Annotated in this window: 15 protein-coding genes; 12 read left to right on the top strand and 3 right to left on the bottom strand. The window is 44.6% G+C overall.

Translation table 11 applies throughout. From position 1 onward, the window contains the following. The first annotated feature begins 8 nt into the window (after nucleotides 1-8). The 8 genes from HMPREF0663_RS06110 to HMPREF0663_RS06075 all read left to right on the top strand — a co-directional run bounded on the left by HMPREF0663_RS06110 (nucleotide 9) and on the right by HMPREF0663_RS06075 (nucleotide 8281). Nucleotides 9-608, top strand: a complete 600-nt coding sequence (locus HMPREF0663_RS06110) for a GNAT family N-acetyltransferase (protein WP_004369437.1) — start codon at nucleotides 9-11, stop codon at nucleotides 606-608. 6 nt (nucleotides 609-614) lie between these two features. Further along, nucleotides 615-1814 carry an argininosuccinate synthase gene (locus tag HMPREF0663_RS06105; RefSeq protein ID WP_004369436.1) on the top strand — a complete coding sequence of 400 codons (1200 nt, stop codon included), beginning with the start codon at nucleotides 615-617 and terminating at the stop codon, nucleotides 1812-1814. 147 nt (nucleotides 1815-1961) lie between these two features. Next, nucleotides 1962-2150 carry a PspC domain-containing protein gene (locus HMPREF0663_RS06100; RefSeq protein ID WP_016665507.1) on the top strand — a complete coding sequence of 63 codons (189 nt, stop codon included), beginning with the start codon at nucleotides 1962-1964 and terminating at the stop codon, nucleotides 2148-2150. Nucleotides 2151-2278: 128 nt separating this feature from the next. Then, nucleotides 2279-3247 (top strand): N-acetyl-gamma-glutamyl-phosphate reductase, encoded by a 969-nt coding sequence (argC, locus tag HMPREF0663_RS06095; RefSeq protein WP_004369433.1) that lies wholly within the window; start codon nucleotides 2279-2281, stop codon nucleotides 3245-3247. Nucleotides 3248-3402: 155 nt separating this feature from the next. Next, the gene (locus HMPREF0663_RS06090) at nucleotides 3403-4545 is read left to right on the top strand and encodes an aspartate aminotransferase family protein (RefSeq protein ID WP_004369432.1); all 1143 of its coding nucleotides are present in this window, start codon (nucleotides 3403-3405) and stop codon (nucleotides 4543-4545) included. Between the two features lie 364 nt (nucleotides 4546-4909). Further along, nucleotides 4910-5464 (top strand): helix-turn-helix domain-containing protein, encoded by a 555-nt coding sequence (locus tag HMPREF0663_RS06085; protein WP_004369431.1) that lies wholly within the window; start codon nucleotides 4910-4912, stop codon nucleotides 5462-5464. A 13-nt stretch (nucleotides 5465-5477) separates the two neighbouring features. Next, nucleotides 5478-7139, top strand: coding sequence for an AMP-binding protein (locus tag HMPREF0663_RS06080; protein ID WP_004369430.1), 1662 nt, complete (start codon nucleotides 5478-5480; stop codon nucleotides 7137-7139). A 179-nt stretch (nucleotides 7140-7318) separates the two neighbouring features. Next, complete coding sequence (locus HMPREF0663_RS06075; RefSeq protein WP_036859576.1) at nucleotides 7319-8281, top strand: Rossmann-fold NAD(P)-binding domain-containing protein; 963 nt, start codon at nucleotides 7319-7321, stop codon at nucleotides 8279-8281. Nucleotides 8282-8550: 269 nt separating this feature from the next. Here HMPREF0663_RS06075 and kbl read toward each other — a convergent pair whose 3' ends face one another. Then, nucleotides 8551-9738, bottom strand: coding sequence for a glycine C-acetyltransferase (gene kbl, locus HMPREF0663_RS06070; RefSeq protein ID WP_004369427.1), 1188 nt, complete (start codon nucleotides 9736-9738; stop codon nucleotides 8551-8553). Between the two features lie 188 nt (nucleotides 9739-9926). Between kbl and HMPREF0663_RS06065 the strand changes: the two genes are divergently transcribed. The 4 genes from HMPREF0663_RS06065 to HMPREF0663_RS06050 all read left to right on the top strand — a co-directional run bounded on the left by HMPREF0663_RS06065 (nucleotide 9927) and on the right by HMPREF0663_RS06050 (nucleotide 14949). After that, nucleotides 9927-10883 (top strand): NAD-dependent epimerase/dehydratase family protein, encoded by a 957-nt coding sequence (locus tag HMPREF0663_RS06065; RefSeq protein ID WP_004369426.1) that lies wholly within the window; start codon nucleotides 9927-9929, stop codon nucleotides 10881-10883. Nucleotides 10884-11041: 158 nt separating this feature from the next. Beyond that, nucleotides 11042-12691, top strand: a complete 1650-nt coding sequence (locus tag HMPREF0663_RS06060) for a sigma-70 family RNA polymerase sigma factor (RefSeq protein WP_040560275.1) — start codon at nucleotides 11042-11044, stop codon at nucleotides 12689-12691. Between the two features lie 106 nt (nucleotides 12692-12797). Beyond that, nucleotides 12798-13904 (top strand): radical SAM/SPASM domain-containing protein, encoded by a 1107-nt coding sequence (locus HMPREF0663_RS06055; protein ID WP_040560273.1) that lies wholly within the window; start codon nucleotides 12798-12800, stop codon nucleotides 13902-13904. Next, the gene (locus HMPREF0663_RS06050) at nucleotides 13876-14949 is read left to right on the top strand and encodes a Gfo/Idh/MocA family protein (RefSeq protein WP_004369422.1); all 1074 of its coding nucleotides are present in this window, start codon (nucleotides 13876-13878) and stop codon (nucleotides 14947-14949) included. Before HMPREF0663_RS06055 ends, HMPREF0663_RS06050 begins: the two co-directional genes overlap by 29 nt. Before the next feature lie 12 nt (nucleotides 14950-14961). Here HMPREF0663_RS06050 and HMPREF0663_RS06045 read toward each other — a convergent pair whose 3' ends face one another. Both HMPREF0663_RS06045 and HMPREF0663_RS06040 read right to left on the bottom strand, forming a co-directional pair. After that, the gene (locus HMPREF0663_RS06045) at nucleotides 14962-15615 is read right to left on the bottom strand and encodes a NigD1/NigD2 family lipoprotein (RefSeq protein ID WP_004369421.1); all 654 of its coding nucleotides are present in this window, start codon (nucleotides 15613-15615) and stop codon (nucleotides 14962-14964) included. Continuing rightward, on the bottom strand, nucleotides 15612-16760 hold the full coding sequence (locus tag HMPREF0663_RS06040; RefSeq protein WP_004369420.1) for a 1-acyl-sn-glycerol-3-phosphate acyltransferase: 1149 nt from the start codon (nucleotides 16758-16760) through the stop codon (nucleotides 15612-15614). Before HMPREF0663_RS06040 ends, HMPREF0663_RS06045 begins: the two co-directional genes overlap by 4 nt. Nucleotides 16761-17082: the final 322 nt, after the last annotated feature.

The raw sequence follows: 17082 nt of genomic DNA, 5'->3' as shown, positions 1-17082 counted from the left end.
GTAAAAGAATGGAAGAGATTAAAGTGATGGTAGCCGATACCTCTCACGAGAAGTACGTCGACACCATTCTTCAGACCATTGCAGAAGCGGCGAAAGTACGTGGTACGGGCATCGCCAAGCGCACCCACGAATATCTGACCATCAAGATGAGAGAAGCAAAAGCGGTAATTGCGCTGCACGGAGATACATTCGCGGGGTTCAGTTACATAGAAACATGGGGCAATAAGCATTACGTTACCACCTCCGGACTCATCGTTCATCCCGACTTCCGCGGCAGAGGACTGTCCAAACGTATCAAGAATATGACTTTCACACTGGCACGTATCCGCTGGCCGAAAGCCAAGATATTCTCGCTGACGAGTGGCTCTGCCGTAATGAAAATGAATACGCAACTGGGATACCACCCCGTAACGTTCTCGGATTTGACCGATGACGAGGCGTTTTGGCGGGGCTGCGAAGGCTGTGTGAACGTAGATGTGTTGCACCGAACCGATAGGCGTTACTGCATTTGCACGGCTATGTTATACGATCCCGACGAACATCTGCCGGCGCGAATTCCTGCAGATGTCATCGATAGAATTAAGAAAATAGACGGAAAAACAGAATAAACAAATATGGAAAAAAAGAAAGTTGTTGTCGCTTTTTCGGGCGGATTAGACACCTCTTATACGGTGATGAAGCTCGCACAAGATGGGTATGACGTTTACGCAGCATGCGCCAATACGGGCGGTTTCAGTGCTGAACAGCTGAAAAACAACGAGGCTAACGCTTATAAATTAGGCGCCAAAGCGTACGTTACACTCGATGTAACGCAGGAATATTACGAAAAATCGCTGAAATACATGATATTTGGCAACGTTATGCGTAACAACTGTTATCCCGTTTCGGTATCTTCGGAGCGCATATTTCAAGCAATAGCCATCGCAAGGTATGCCAAAGAGATCGGCGCAGATGCCATTGCACATGGCTCCACCGGTGCAGGTAACGATCAAATACGCTTCGATATGACTTTCTTGGTGATGGCTCCGGGCATCGAAATCATCACTCTTACGCGCGACCATGCACTCAGTCGTCAGGAGGAGGTGGACTATCTGAATGCGCATGGCTTTAAAGCTGACTTCGCCAAACTGCGATATAGCTACAACGTAGGTATCTGGGGAACGAGCATTTGTGGTGGTGAACTGCTGGAATCTGCACAAGGTTTGCCCGAAGAAGCCTATCTGAAACACGTGAGCAGGCACGAAGAATCGCTTCTGAAAATAACGTTTACCAAAGGCGAAATTAGTTCTGTGAACGGTAAACCGTACGAAGACAAGATACAGGCCATACAAAAAATAGAAGAAATCGGCGCCTCTTACGCCATCGGGCGTAACTGCAACGTGGGCGACACCATCATCGGAATAAAGGGACGTGTAGGCTTTGAGGCTGCTGCACCGCTTCTTATTATCGAAGCACACCGCCTCTTAGAGAAATACACATTAAGTAAATGGCAGCAATACTGGAAAGATCAGGTAGCTAACTGGTATGGAATGTTCTTGCACGAGAGCCAATATCTGGAACCGGTGATGCCGGATATCGAGGCTATGCTGACCTCTTCGCAGCGACATGTGAACGGTACGGCGATCCTAAAACTCCGTCCGTTGGGCTTTGAGACCGTGGGTGTCGAGTCTGCAGACGACCTCTTGAAGTCGAAACTCGGCGAATACGGTGAGATGCAACACGGGTGGACGGCCGAAGAAGCCAAGGGATTTATAAAGGTGTCGAGTACTCCATTGCGCGTATATTATGGTATTCACCCCGACGAAGAGAGGTAATACTGTTGCTTTTCCCTACCCTTTCCAAAGAGAGAGGCATCCTGCAAAGGTTTATTTCACGGCATCTCATCCGGAAAAACAGTACATTTTGCAACTTCCTCCTTATGCATCGCGTCTAATAGATAAAACATTTAAAGATAACATATTATGGCAAATGGTAAAAAAATAGTTCGTTCCAACAATCGTATGATAGCGGGTGTATGCAGCGGATGGGCCAATTATTTGGACGTAGACGTAACGCTTTTCCGCATTATCTATGCAATACTCACAGTTTGCACGGCCTTCAGCGGCATCATTATCTACCTGATCTGCTGGTTTGTCATGCCCGAAGAATGAGATTACTCTTACCGACTTCCCCCTGTATAGGAGGCTTCGGAAAGAGAAAAACAATAAGAACAACAATAACAAACGCCCCCAACAGCAACTCTCCTCTGCCGAAGGAGGTTCGGTAGGGGCCTCATCTTATGATAAAAATAGGAATACTTGGCGGTGCCGGTTATACGGGCGGAGAGCTTTTCCGCCTGCTGATAAACCATCCGGAAGCCGAAATCGTGTTCGTCAACAGCGAGAGCAATGCCGGCAATCTTATTGCCGAAGTACACGAAGGACTGCTGGGTGAAACCGACATGCGGTTCACCTCGGAGACACCTTTCGACGCTGTAGATGTGCTGTTCTTCTGCTTCGGCCACGGTAAGAGCGCAACCTTTCTCAAAGAGCATACCATTCCGGCACATGTAAAGATCATCGATTTGGCACAAGACTTCCGCTTGGAAGCTCCCGAGAACGACTATGTATACGGATTGCCCGAAATAAACAACGCCCGTATAGCTCGATCCGTGCATGTTGCCAACCCGGGATGTTTCGCTACCTGCATACAGTTAGCGCTGCTGCCCGCCGCGAAGATGCAGCTTATCCGCAGCGATGTGGCGGTGAATGCCATTACCGGATCGACGGGAGCCGGACAAAGTACGAGTGCTACCACCCACTTCTCGTGGCGAAACAACAACCTAAGTATTTACAAACCCTTTACGCATCAGCACGTTCCGGAGATCGTGCAAAGCCTTCGGCAGGTACAGGGATTTCTGGAAGCAAGTATAGATTTCATTCCTTATCGCGGCGATTTCGCCCGCGGGATATTCGCTACGTCGGTGCTGCACACACATGCCGACATCGATACGATTACGAAAGGTTACAAGGAGTTCTATAAAAATGCGGCGTTCACCCACTACACCGACAGGGCTATCGACCTGAAACAGGTGGTAAACACCAACAAAGCATTGGTGCATTGCGATAAGTATGGCGACAGACTTTTAGTCACCTCGTGCATCGACAACCTACTTAAAGGGGCGGTAGGTCAAGCTGTACAGAACATGAACATTATGTTCGGCATCGACGAAGCCGCCGGATTGAGATTGAAGGCGAGCGCTTTTTAACTTCTATCCACCCCTCAGACGATGGGAAGAAGCCACCGAATCAAGACCAATTCCTATCATTATTATATAATATACACAATAACCAAAAGAAACGTGCCGAAGAAATAATTCACATAGGCACACCCCTCTTTCGGAGGGGATGAGGGAGGTATCTTATGAAACTATTCGACGTATATCCGCTGTTCGATATAAACATCGTTAGAGGCAAGGGCTGCAAAGTGTGGGACTCGCACGGTCAAGAGTATTTAGACCTGTACGGCGGGCACGCTGTTATCAGCATCGGGCACAGTCATCCGCACTATGTAAAGGCGATAACCGGCCAAATAGGCAAACTCGGCTTTTACAGTAATTCGGTTGTCAACACATTACAACAACAGTTGGCCGAACGTTTAGGCAAGATAAGCAGCTATGATGACTACCGTCTTTTCCTCATCAACAGTGGTGCGGAGGCCAACGAAAACTGTCTGAAGCTCGCTTCGTTCAAGACAGGCAGGCGGCGTATCCTCGCCGCAGAGAAGTCTTTCCACGGCCGTACATCGCTCGCAGTAGAGGTAACCGATAATCCTAAGATCGCTGCCCCCGTAAACAACAACGATCATGTGACCTTCCTTCCTCTCAACAATCTCGATGTATGGGAACAAGAGCTTGCCAAAAGCAACGTTGCAGCCTGCATTATCGAGTGCATTCAGGGCGTCGGAGGCATCCGATCGGCCACTCCTGAGTTCGCTAAAGGCTTGACTCAAGCCTGCAAGAAGTACGGAACAGTGCTGATATGTGACGAAATACAATGCGGATATGGCCGTAGCGGCAAGTTTTTTGCCCATCAATGGCTCGGCATAAAGCCCGATCTAATTAGCGTAGCCAAGGGTATCGGCAACGGTTTCCCTATGGGAGGCGTGCTCATTTCGCCCGCTTTTGAACCGGTATATGGGCAACTCGGCACCACTTTCGGTGGCAATCATCTTGCATGCACGGCCGCTCTATCCGTGCTCGATGTAATGGAAAGCGAGCATTTAGTGCAGAACGCCCACAATATAGGCGAGTACTTAATAGACCAGCTGAAGGCCCTGCAAAAGACAGAGCGGCATATTACCGATGTTAGAGGGCGCGGATTGATGATCGGTATCGACTTAGACGTGCCATACAAAGAGGTTAGATCGAGGCTGGTCTATAAGGAACACTGCTTTACAGGTTGCGCCTCAACCAATATTCTGCGTCTGCTACCGCCGCTATGCCTATCGAAAGGCGAGGCCGAAGACTTCGTGTGGCGACTCAAAAAAGCACTTGCAACCATCTGACAACGTAAAGTTGGGGCTCACATACATCCGCCCAAACAGCACCAGCACAAACCTATAGATAAGCACCGTTTGCCAAGCAATTCCGACAGACCTATGGTCTATGTCCGCCAGCAGACATATCTAAGGAGCTTAAACAGGCATTCCAAGGAACATAGACCATAGGTATAAATCCTACAGCCTGCAAACGCGCCGCTGCGACACTGTAAAAATAACAACGCTGCATCTACCCTCTATTCTGCACACTCCCAACATATACTGTGCAAGTTTTTTGCGTTTATTTAGACTATCCTAAATAAAAAGACCGGCTCATTCTTACATTTAAGAAAAGTTTTCGTACTTTTGGGCGAACTTAAAACGTATTTTTATGGAAGAAGCAATCAAACAAATAGGACAACGCCTGAAAGGTCTTCGCGACGTATTGGATATTCCTGCCGAAGAAGTTGCCGAGCTTTGCGGCATCTCTTTGGAGCATTATCTGAAGATAGAAGCAGGAGAAGCCGATCCTTCCGTGTACAGATTAACCAAGATATCCAAACGATATGGCATCGATCTTGATGTGCTTCTCTTCGGTGAGGAGCCGCGTATGAACGCATACTTCCTCACCCGAAAGGGTCAAGGCTTTAGTATTGATCGCAGTAAAGACTACCAATACCAGAGTTTGGCAGCCGGTTTTCGAGGGCGAAAGATAGAGCCTTTCCTTGTTACAGTGTCGCCCTTGCCCGGCGATACCAACCATAATAAGAACGCACACGACGGACAGGAGTTCGATCTTATACTCGAAGGAGTACTCGAAATAACCATTGGAGACAAGATACTCGTACTGAACCCGGGCGACAGCATTTACTTCAACTCCACCAATATGCACTGCATGCGTGCGCTCAACGGCGAGCCTGTGAAGTTTTTATGCATTGTAATATAAAGGAAGAAACAAGATGATAGAAAGATTTTTAACGCAAACGCATTTCACATCCGAGACGGATTACAAGCGTAACATGCACTTCATCGTGCCCGAGAAGTTCAATTTTGCATACGATGTTATGGATGCTTGGGCAAACGAAAAGCCCGACAAGCTGGCTTTGTTGTGGGCAAACGAACAAGGAGAGGAGCTACATTTCACCTTTAAAGATATTAAAGAGCAGACCGATCAGGTAGCAAGTTACTTCCAATCTCTCGGTATCGGGCACGATGACAAGGTAATGTTGATCCTTAAACGGCACTATCAGTGGTGGTTGTCTATGCTTGCATTGCACAAACTCGGTGCTGTTGCCATCCCTGCCACCCACATGTTGACCAAACACGATATAGTTTATCGTAATCAAAGAGCAGGCATTAAGGCGATTATCTGTGCTGACGACGAATACATATTGAACCAAATATTAGAGGCAATGCCCGAAAGTCCAACGGTTAAGATACTGGTCAGCATAGGCAAGACGGCGCATACAGGCTTCCATCATTGGGAGGATGAATGGAACAAGGCCCCGAAATTCGTGCGTCCGGAACATGTGAATACCAATGAAGATACCATGCTTATGTACTTTACAAGCGGCACGAGCGGCGAACCGAAGATGGTTGCACACGACTTTCTTTATGCTCTCGGTCATCTAACCACGGGCGTATTCTGGCACAATCTGTCGGAAGAAAGCATTCATCTTACCGTGGCCGACACAGGTTGGGGTAAGGCCGTGTGGGGTAAGCTCTACGGTCAATGGTTCGCAGGTGCCACGGTTTTCGTGTTCGACCACGAGAAATTCACGGCCGAGAAGCTCATGCGACAGATCGAGAAGTACCATATAACATCGTTCTGCGCACCACCTACCGTTTACAGGTTCATGATTCGCGAAGACTTCAGTAAGTATGATCTATCGTCATTACAATACTGCACCACCGCCGGAGAGGCGCTCAATCCGTCGGTATTCGACCATTTTTACCGCCTAACCGGCATCCGTTTGATGGAAGGATTTGGGCAAACGGAGACTACAATGACGCTTGGAACATTCCCATGGACTAAACCTAAGCCCGGTTCAATGGGCAAACCTAACCCGCAATACGACATACGTCTGATGAAGAGCGACGGTGTAGAGTGCGAAGATGGTGAAAAAGGCGAAATTTGCATTCGCATACGTGGCCGGAAACCCATCGGTCTGTTCAAGGGATACTACCGCGACGAAGCTCTTACGGAGAAGGTCTGGCACGACGGCATGTACCATACGGGCGACATAGCATGGCGCGATGAAGACGGTTACTACTGGTTTGTAGGACGGGCAGACGACGTGATCAAGAGTTCCGGATACCGTATCGGACCGTTCGAGGTAGAGAGTGCGTTGATGACACACCCCGCAGTTGTGGAATGTGCCATTACCGGAGTACCCGATGAAATACGCGGTATGGTGGTGAAAGCCACCGTAGTTCTGGCACAAGAATGGAAGACCAAAGCGCGCGATGAATTAATAAAAGAGCTGCAAAACCACGTAAAGCGTGTAACTGCGCCCTATAAATATCCGCGCGTGATAGAGTTCGTGGAAGAACTGCCCAAAACCATCAGTGGTAAAATTCGTCGTGTGGAAATCAGGGAAAAGGATAATAATAACCAATAAAACGAAAGAGCCGGCATTTACGAACGTTGTTGATATCGATAAAATCTTTGCAATTAAAGATAGACAACAATGTGCTGACGCGCGTTGAATACATCAATGTGTATCGACTTTTTATAAAACATATTTAAATTCATTCATTCATATACCCCACATTGAGAATGGACAAGGGAGACTTTTTTATGAGACATTTCTTCAACGTTCACGACATCGGCGACCTCAACAAGGCGCTCGAAGAGGCACAAGCGATTAAGAATAACCGCTTCGGGTTCCAACAACTCGGCAAAAACAAAACGCTTCTGATGATCTTCTTCAATAACAGTCTGCGTACCAGACTGAGTACCCAAAAGGCCGCGATGAACTTGGGAATGAACGTCATCGTACTGGATGTGAACGCCGGAGCATGGAAATTAGAGACCGAACGCGGCGTTATAATGAACGGAGACCGCAGTGAACATCTGCTTGAAGCCATACCTGTGATGGCAAGTTATTGCGATATTATCGCCGTGCGCTCGTTTGCAGGACTCACAGACCGTACATACGACTACGCCGAAACGGTCGTTAATCAGTTCGTAAAGTACAGCGGCCGGCCGGTAGTGGCCATGGAGACGGCTACCGTTCACCCCTTGCAAGCCTTTGCCGACCTGATTACAATAGCGGAATACCGGCAGTCTGCCCGTCCTAAAGTGGTACTCACATGGGCGCCCCACTGCCGTGCATTGCCGCAAGCTGTACCGAATTCTTTCGCTCAATGGATGAATGCCGCCGATGCAGACTTCGTTATCACGCATCCCGAAGGCTATGAATTGGAACCGAGCTTTACGGGTAACGCCCGTATCGAGTACGATCAAAAGAAGGCTTTGCAGGGGGCAGACTTCGTATATGCCAAGAACTGGAGCTGTCCGGGGGTAAGAAACGCGGCCGACTACGGTAAAATATTGAGCGAAGATATGAGCTGGACAATCGACACGGAGCACATGAGTTGGACGAACAACGGTTATTTTATGCACTGTCTGCCCGTGCGTCGCGGCCTTATCGTAACGGACGACGTGATCGAAGGCGACCATTCGCTTGTGATACCCGAAGCGGCCAATCGCGAAATCAGTGCCGAAGTAGTGTTGAAAAAAATATTGGAAACGCTGTAAAGTATAACTTACAGCACGAATAAAAACATAACAGGCGCCTCGAACATTCTTATTCCGAGGCGCCTGTTTCTTATATACATTCGAAATAGACGATACGTCTTTCAAACACAATTCATACACCTATCAAGCACAAACGGCACAGCTATTCCGCACAGACCATACATCTATCAATCGCTTTTCCAACAGATTAGAAAAGAAAAGATATATCCTGCATGTATAAGATTATAACTTCTCTCCTGCCCGAAAGGCCGGAAAGTATTCTCGCATCTCTATTTGAGAACGCCGAGTTCCCTGCCTATCTTCACGAAAGCATTGATACATTTGTTCAACTGCTCGCGTGTATGGGCAGCAGACAGTTGTACACGGATGCGTGCTTCGCCCTTTGGCACCACCGGATAGTAGAAACCGGTAACGTAGATGCCCTCGTCAAGCAAACGAGCAGCATACTCTTGCGACAACGGAGCATCGTAAAGCATCACCGCACAGATAGCACTTTGCGTGGGTTTTATATCAAATCCTGCCGACATCATCCTATCGCGGAAGTAGTTTACATTCTCTACAAGCCGGTCGTGCAGGCTGTTATCCTCCTTTAGCATCTTGAACACCTCGAGACTGGCACCAATGATACAAGGAGCAAGCGAATTGGAAAACAGATACGGACGACTGCTCTGCCTGAGCATTTCGATAATTTCTTTGCGACCGGTAGTAAAGCCTCCGAGCGCTCCACCGAACGCCTTGCCCAACGTGCCGGTATAAATATCTACCCTATCGTACGTGCCTTTCAGCTCACTTACGCCATGACCGGTGGCTCCGACCACCCCTGCAGAGTGAGATTCGTCTACCATTACGAGTGCATCATACCGCTCCGCGAGATCGCATATCTTATCGACAGGCGCCACATTACCATCCATCGAGAACACTCCATCGGTACAAATGATGCGATATCGCTGCGCCTGCGCCTCCTTCAAGCAATGTTCGAGCTCGGCCATATCGGCATTGGCATAGCGATAACGCTTGGCCTTGCACAGACGCACACCATCTATAATAGAAGCATGATTAAGGGCATCCGAGATAATAGCATCCTCCTCGCCGAACAACGGACCGAAAACACCGCCGTTAGCATCGAAGCATGCTGCATAAAGAATAGTATCCTCTGTCTTGAAATAATCAGAGATAGCTGCCTCAAGTTCTTTGTGTATATCCTGCGTACCGCAGATAAAGCGCACCGAAGACATACCGAAACCACGACGATCCATCATCTTTTTAGCCCCTTCTATGAGTCTCGGATGGTTAGAAAGGCCAAGATAATTATTGGCACAAAAGTTAAGTACTTCTTTTCCTTTTACGGTGATAGACGAATTTTGCGGGCTTTCAATCAAACGTTCTTCCTTATAAAGCCCAGCTTTCCTCAGTTCCGAAAGGTTCTTACTGAGGTGTTCTTTCATTTTACCATACATGATACTGAGATTTAAAAATTATTGTCACAAAGTAAATCAATATTTCCGATAATCGTTTTTTATTAGTGTTATTTTTTATAAAATAGCGGGAATAGAGCATGATTTTATCGTACAAAAATAAATAAATATGAAAAAAAATCGCTTAATTTGCAGGCTATAAATGTAACATCAAACTAATTAATAACTACATGAAAAATATCTTGATCATAGGTTCTACAGGACAAATCGGTTCTGAACTGACAAGAGAATTAAGAAAAACTTATGGAAGCGAACATGTAATTGCCGGATATATCCGAGGCGCAGAGCCCAAAGGCGAACTAAAAGACGGCGGGCCGTCGGCACCAGCCGACGTAACCGACGCCGCCATGATAGCCGATGTAATTAAGAAATACGATATCGATACGATTTATAACCTCGCAGCGTTGCTTTCTGTTGTAGCCGAATCGAAACCGCATTTGGCATGGAAAATCGGGATAGACGGTCTTTGGAACATCTTGGAAGCTGCCCGAGAAAACAGATGTGCCGTATTTACGCCGAGCTCTATCGGTTCATTTGGCCCCGACACACCTAAAGTAATGACACCGCAAGATACCATTCAACGGCCGCGGACAATGTATGGCGTTACCAAAGTAACGACCGAACTGCTGAGCGACTACTACTTTCTAAAATACGGAGTAGATACACGTTCGGTAAGATTTCCCGGGGTAATCTCTTATGTAACACCCCCCGGAGGCGGAACGACCGACTATGCTGTAGATATTTATTATGCTGCAGCTGAAAACCGAAAGTTCATTTGTCCCATCCAAAAAGGTACGTATATGGATATGATTTACATGCCCGATGCTCTGAAAGCGTGTATCATGCTTATGGAAGCCGATCCCACCAAGCTCGTTCACCGCAACGGGTTCAACATCGCTTCGATGAGTTTTGCACCGGAAAACATCTGTGCCGAGATCAGAAAACATAAACCGGATTTTGAAATGGAATACGAAGTAGATCCGCTCAAACAATGCATTGCCGAAAGTTGGCCCGACCGGTTAGACGATATATGTGCACGTGAAGAATGGGCTTGGAAGCCCTCCTACGATCTGCAGAGTATGACGACAGATATGCTGGAACATTTAAAAATCAAATTAGATAAATAATTATTTTTCTATCTACCTTATCAAATAAAATCATCACTGTTACTTTATTATCGTAACGGCGATGACTTTATTTGAACGTAACAAAATAAAAAATCTCAAGTTCCGTGCAGTCTTTAAATAGAATGATACTCCTTTTATATAAAAGGAATGATCTTCTTATGGAAAATAAGGAACTGACAGAGGCTTGCAAACAGGGCGACAAAGATGCTCTGGGATATCTGTATAAGGCATATTCTCACAAATTATTGAAAATATGCCGCCATTACGTAAAAGATGAAATTATAGCCCAAGATATTCTTCATGATGCCTTTATCATCATTTTCACCTCTATAACATCACTGAAAGATTATTCGAAATTGGAGGGATGGATGATAACCATTGTGCGTAATCTCTCTCTGAAATATCTTCGAAATACAAAAGATAAGAAAATTCCCTTATCCGGTATCGATACAGACAACCTGACAACGAGAGCGACAGACGACGAAGGAATTATTCCTTTAGACACTTTTCTCTTGGCGATAGAAGCCCTCCCAAAAGGGTACCGAGAGGTTTTCAAGTTATCTGTATTAGACGGATTATCGCATAAGGAGATAGGTGAATTGCTCGGTATTGCTCCACATAGCTCTTCTTCCCAACTGTTCAGAGCTAAGAAAATGCTGCGAAACATGCTGAGAAAGTATTGGATAATTCTTTTGTTACCAGTATTTATTCCGCTATACATTTATTATACTTCAAGAAACAAAACGGAAAATATTAAGAGAAAAGAACCTTCCTTCGTTGAAAACCATCGGGAAACTACCGGTAAACAAGAAGAAAAGAAATGGGTTAAAAGGACTACACTTACTTACATTATTGTACAGAAAGGCAATACAACAAATCGTGCCATTGCTTGCAATCATAGCGACAGCACCAAACATAATTCAGCATTCAATATCGATTCTATAAGAAAAACTACAATAAAGACTACCGATATAAACGATTCCATATTATTACAAAGGAATGTTTTACCCATAAGTAACATGGCCGTAAATAATATGCGCAGCACACAAAAGAAAAAATATCCGTGGACGATAAATTTCGGTTATTCCTCTAATCCTACGATGGGCGACGCATTATCTAACCTTAATTACCTGTCGGTTGTAGATTATGCCAACGGAGGAGCTGCTGCTAAGATTTATTCTTGGGACGAATATCAGGACTATTACAATAGGAATAGCTTACTGATGGACTCTACAGAGAGGGCCAATATCAGTCGTATTCTTGTCAATAATGTCCAAAGTACGGAAAGAGGATTAGGTGAGCATGCACATCATTACTGCCCGATAACCTTCGGACTTTCGTTCAATAAGCAGTTAAGTTCGCATTGGTTCTTCGGTACGGGAGTAAACTATACAAAGTTGAAATCGGTATTCGAAGGCGAATTCCATAAAGCCTCTACCAAAAAGACACAGAAGATAGACTACATAGGCATACCGCTCCGCCTGACTTATCGCATCTGGGGGAAAGGAAAATTCAATGTTTATACAACCGGAGGCGTTACATTTGAGATACCTGTTCATAGCTCAATCAACAAAAAATATATTGTAACAGCCGACTCTTCATTCAATATTAAGAGTAATATTCAGCCTACGTGTCAGTGGTCTGTCAACCTCGGTGTAGGCGTTCAGTACCGCATTTTCAAACCATTCAGCTTCTATATAGAGCCTAACATGTTCTATTATTTCAGAAACAGAAGTGATATTCAGACCTATCGTACGGAGCATCCGTTCACGACAACTGTACCGTTCGGTCTGAGACTAACGTGGTAACAATATCCAAAAAGTCACCATATAAGAAAAAGGAACTATTAAGTTGTGCAGTCTTTTCGTTGGTCCTCGCTCTTTAAGAATAAAGAAAAAGAACAAACGAAAAATAATGTATACCCTTTATGATTATATCCATAATGGATTTAACTTTGTAAACAACATACTACGAAAGAGGCACAAAAAACTTACATCTTTAATGATATATTCTACTACTCGCTGCCAATCGCGTTGCAAGCACTGTTCCATTTGGAAGAAACCAGTAGAACACTTGAGCTTGAACGATATCAAACGAATTATGAACAGCAAATGTGTAACCCGACACACAATAGTGGGATTAGAAGGCGGAGAGTTCATTCTTCATCCCGAAGCAGACGAGATATTAGCATGGTTCGATACACATCATCCCAATTACACATTATTGTCGAACTGTCTTGCCCCACGAAAAGTGATCAAAGCAGTAAAAAATCATCGACCTAAACATTTGTATGTGTCGCTCGATGGAGATAGGGCTACCTATTTGTATATGAGAGGTACTGATGGATATGACAACGTGTGTGAAGTTGTAGAGCAATGTAAAAGTCTTGTATCCATATCGCTTATGTTCTGTCTTTCGCCTTGGAATACGTTTAAAGATATGGAACACGTTATCTGTATTGCCGAGAAATACGGCATAGATGTAAGGATCGGTATTTACAACACGATGTCGTTTTTCGACACAACTACCGGTCTACTTGATACAAACAACAGGAATTGGCTCAACAAAATACCGATGTCTATCCATCGGACAGAAGAAAACTACGATTTCGTAGCACTGTACGACGAATGGAGAAATAAAAGACTGCGGCTGAGATGCCACAGTATATTCAGTGAACTGGTCATACATTCGAACGGCGACGTGCCCTTATGCCAAAACTTGGATATAACATTGGGGAACATACACACAAGCAGTTTAGACGAGATTTTCAATTCTAAAACCAGTCGTAATACCCAATGCCGGCACTCGAAAGAATGCAACAACTGTTGGATAAACTATCATCGCAAATACGATATTATTCTTCTTCGAAACTTGGAACGGCTCTTACCCAAGCGAATAATCGAAATCTTCTACGGCAAATATCAATGGACAGAAGAAAGAAATATAACCTATAGACAGCATATCAAAAACATCAAACATAAAACAAGTAATAATGAGCGCAATACAAACTATCATCAATAGATACAAACAAATGTATAGCAAAAGGTTTTTAGAGAATATCTACGAACAACAATATGCACTCGTAGGCATCGGAAAACATAGTCTCAACAACCTGCTTCCCATCATCCAGCATCTTCAACTTCCACTAAAATATATCTGTTGCACATCTGCAGAAAAGGCGAAAACGATACAAAGAAAATACAGAGGCATAAAAGGAACGAACTCTTTAAGTGAGATATTGGCCGACGAGAACATCAAGGGAGTGTTCGTATCTGCTGCTCCCCGTGCACATTTCAGTATCGCAAGCGAAGTACTCAAGAGTGGTAAATCGCTGTTTATAGAGAAACCTCCATGCGAAAGTTTATACCAATTAAATGCATTGACAGACAAGATAAAGCTCTATGGCGCGGAACATATCGTCGTAGGTTTGCAAAGACGCTTCTCTCCATGTACCTATATTTTGCAGAACCGACTACGAAAAGATACCGTACACAGTTATCATTACCGCTATCTGACAGGGCTCTATCCCGAAAGAGATGCCTTACTCGACCTGTTCATACATCCGCTCGATTATGTTACATTCCTTTTTGGAGCAGCGCAGATAAAATCTATAGAAACTGTAAAGAGTTCTCTTAAAGGCGGAATAACCTTATTCCTTATCTTACAACACCGACACCTATTAGGAACGTTAGAGCTCTCTACCGATTATTCTTGGCAGACAGCACAGGAATTATTGGATATCAACACATCGAAAGGAGTATATTCATTGAACCGAATGGAGACTGTAAATTTTACTCCGAAGCAATCGTCCGTTGCAGGTATTCCTTTGGAAAAAGTCTTCAAAAACAATATTCCGACTATCAACCTTTACGGAAGAAACGGTTTCATTCCTACCACGGAGAACAACCAAATCTACTCGCAAGGTTTCTATTCCGAGATAGAAACCTTTGCCAACACCGTGGAACACAAGATAAAGGACATGCACATTTCCAATTTCGACAGTTTGAAAAACACCTACAGACTGATGGACGAGATCAGAGAACAAATACAAAAAGTCACGCAATAACGTAACAAAAAGCTAATAACTTACAGTTTTTTCCACTTTTCCATTATAGGTATTAGCGGACAAGTGGATCGTTGTACCTTCAGAAGTCCCCTGTAGCGGAAGACTCATATACCCCTTGCTGCTGTAATATTCGGGTACTCCATTCTGCTCATGGAATATACGAAGATACATATCTTTACGGCCATTGGTACGATTGACAATAGAATCGCAGACCAGTCCGATGCGCTGCGTGCGATCTGTTGTACCATCTTTTCCGGTTTTTACCGAAAAACCGACGTTCAAATATTTACGGTTTCGGCTGATCCATGCACTCTCGAACGTGAGCTTATCCATAAAAACGGTATCGATATCCGCCGCTTTTTTACATGCAACTACAGGTACGCTCCGTGCCGACACCGGCTCTGCATACCCATTTACATGATTGTAATATAGCAAACAACGATAGAGAGAATCGGGCGTTTGTGCCCATGAAACCTTCATATACGGTTGCATCGAAAGCGTATCACCATCGTCTGTAACCACATAATCGAAAACTCCGACAGTAGAAGTGTGGGCTTCTACGAAATCGGAACGCAAATAAGAATACTTTCCATCTCCTGTCTTATAATGCTCGGAATGGCATGAGATAAACAACAGTATTACGGTTAACAGCGTTCCGATCCTCATTGTGCAGCCAAATAATTGATGGCAGGATTAGCATACATTGTCAACATATACTGTTTCAAGTAAGCCTCGTCACGGTTCGGAATATCAATCTTAGCAAGTTGTCCGGCAAGATATTGTTCAAAGGAAGTCTTGTCTTCGGCAGTATAATGGGACGTATATTCCGCTGTTCCGTGTAACATATCGAGTGCAATATAGTTACAAGGATACAAACGATAATTCTTATGTATGGCATGATCAATATATTCTGCCACTGTTCTGAAGATATCCGCTTTCGGTTGTGTAGGCTCCAAACGCCCGATAAAATCATCGATACATGGTGCACAATGATAGTGTATCTGCCCTTTATAGCCTAATATGCCAACCTTCATGCTTTCCAAATCATCCTCCGGTCCTTTCTTCCAATCCGGCATATCACGCTTACATTGAGCCTCACGTGCTTTCAGGAAATCACATGGATCGAACTCATAGGAAATAGACAACGGCACAAGATGAAGTTCTTTCAATCTTTCTATTACATTTCCATTGCCACCCAATACCATCATTTTCAATATGGCATCTTGTGTACGGTCATTAGAATCTTTGCATCGCCCTTCGCGCTGGGCAATCCACAAATTCTCCTTTTTCTCCGTAATAGCAAAGTGCATGTAGTCTGCAAGGCGCTTACTCGACCTGAGTTTCTCACTTGTCAGCAGGCCTCGCTCTACCTTAAAAGACTTGTTGATACGTACCAAATCGCTCACCCACGGAATAAAAAGCAAGTTATCTCCTATTGCAATCTCGCATGTAGTGGTAAAACCGGCATCGATCAGCAGCTTGGCCAGCAAAGCCGAATCGAGAACAATATCCCGATGATTACTGATAAAAGTATATCTTGAAGTATTGTCTACTGCAGAAGTATCCATATCGCAGCCTCTGCTTGCCTTTGCCAACAAGTTCTCAAGGAATGGGTAACAAAAAGCCTTTTGGAATTCGAGATTGGTCTTACACGAACGCATCTTTGCCGCAATAGCTTCAAAAGGAACTTCGGGCATGATATATGTTATAACCATCTTGAACTGGGGATTGCTTAACAAGCGTTCGTACACCGCTGGTAATTCTTCCGGTTCATACGGGCGAATTTCATCAAATTCTGAAGGGATATTCATATAATAAAGTATTTTAAGCCAATGTTCGACTCATTATTTTATTGAGAGTATAACAGACAATCATCGGTCGAATGACACAGAAAACCTATTATAACCCGATAATGCAATCATAGTTGTAAAATAGTGTGCGCCTGCCTTTAAGAAACGGGAAGAACATTTTTAACATACCGTTCGGCCCTTTGTTTTTCATATCGGGCATCCACACCCCGCCTGTCAGGTTTCAGTATCTGAAACATGTACAGAAGCACATATTACCGTTTTAGTCATTAAAGGATATTAACACATTATATTTAAGGACAAAATTAGCTAAAAACATTTACAT

The sequence above is a fragment of the Hoylesella oralis ATCC 33269 genome (assembly GCF_000185145.2).
Taxonomy (GTDB): domain Bacteria; phylum Bacteroidota; class Bacteroidia; order Bacteroidales; family Bacteroidaceae; genus Prevotella; species Prevotella phocaeensis.
This window is presented reverse-complemented; position numbering and strand designations above follow the sequence as displayed.

Excerpts from the sequence above, each read along its gene's own strand:
- HMPREF0663_RS06110 (WP_004369437.1), top strand. The coding sequence starts at position 9 with ATGGAAGAGATTAAAGTGATGGTAGCCGATACCTCTCACGAGAAGTAC.
- HMPREF0663_RS06105 (WP_004369436.1), top strand. The coding sequence starts at position 615 with ATGGAAAAAAAGAAAGTTGTTGTCGCTTTTTCGGGCGGATTAGACACC.
- HMPREF0663_RS06100 (WP_016665507.1), top strand. The coding sequence starts at position 1,962 with ATGGCAAATGGTAAAAAAATAGTTCGTTCCAACAATCGTATGATAGCG.
- argC (WP_004369433.1), top strand. The coding sequence starts at position 2,279 with ATGATAAAAATAGGAATACTTGGCGGTGCCGGTTATACGGGCGGAGAG.
- HMPREF0663_RS06090 (WP_004369432.1), top strand. The coding sequence starts at position 3,403 with ATGAAACTATTCGACGTATATCCGCTGTTCGATATAAACATCGTTAGA.
- HMPREF0663_RS06085 (WP_004369431.1), top strand. The coding sequence starts at position 4,910 with ATGGAAGAAGCAATCAAACAAATAGGACAACGCCTGAAAGGTCTTCGC.
- HMPREF0663_RS06080 (WP_004369430.1), top strand. The coding sequence starts at position 5,478 with ATGATAGAAAGATTTTTAACGCAAACGCATTTCACATCCGAGACGGAT.
- HMPREF0663_RS06075 (WP_036859576.1), top strand. The coding sequence starts at position 7,319 with ATGAGACATTTCTTCAACGTTCACGACATCGGCGACCTCAACAAGGCG.
- kbl (WP_004369427.1), bottom strand. The coding sequence starts at position 9,738 with ATGTATGGTAAAATGAAAGAACACCTCAGTAAGAACCTTTCGGAACTG.
- HMPREF0663_RS06065 (WP_004369426.1), top strand. The coding sequence starts at position 9,927 with ATGAAAAATATCTTGATCATAGGTTCTACAGGACAAATCGGTTCTGAA.
- HMPREF0663_RS06060 (WP_040560275.1), top strand. The coding sequence starts at position 11,042 with ATGGAAAATAAGGAACTGACAGAGGCTTGCAAACAGGGCGACAAAGAT.
- HMPREF0663_RS06055 (WP_040560273.1), top strand. The coding sequence starts at position 12,798 with ATGTATACCCTTTATGATTATATCCATAATGGATTTAACTTTGTAAAC.
- HMPREF0663_RS06050 (WP_004369422.1), top strand. The coding sequence starts at position 13,876 with ATGAGCGCAATACAAACTATCATCAATAGATACAAACAAATGTATAGC.
- HMPREF0663_RS06045 (WP_004369421.1), bottom strand. The coding sequence starts at position 15,615 with ATGAGGATCGGAACGCTGTTAACCGTAATACTGTTGTTTATCTCATGC.
- HMPREF0663_RS06040 (WP_004369420.1), bottom strand. The coding sequence starts at position 16,760 with ATGAATATCCCTTCAGAATTTGATGAAATTCGCCCGTATGAACCGGAA.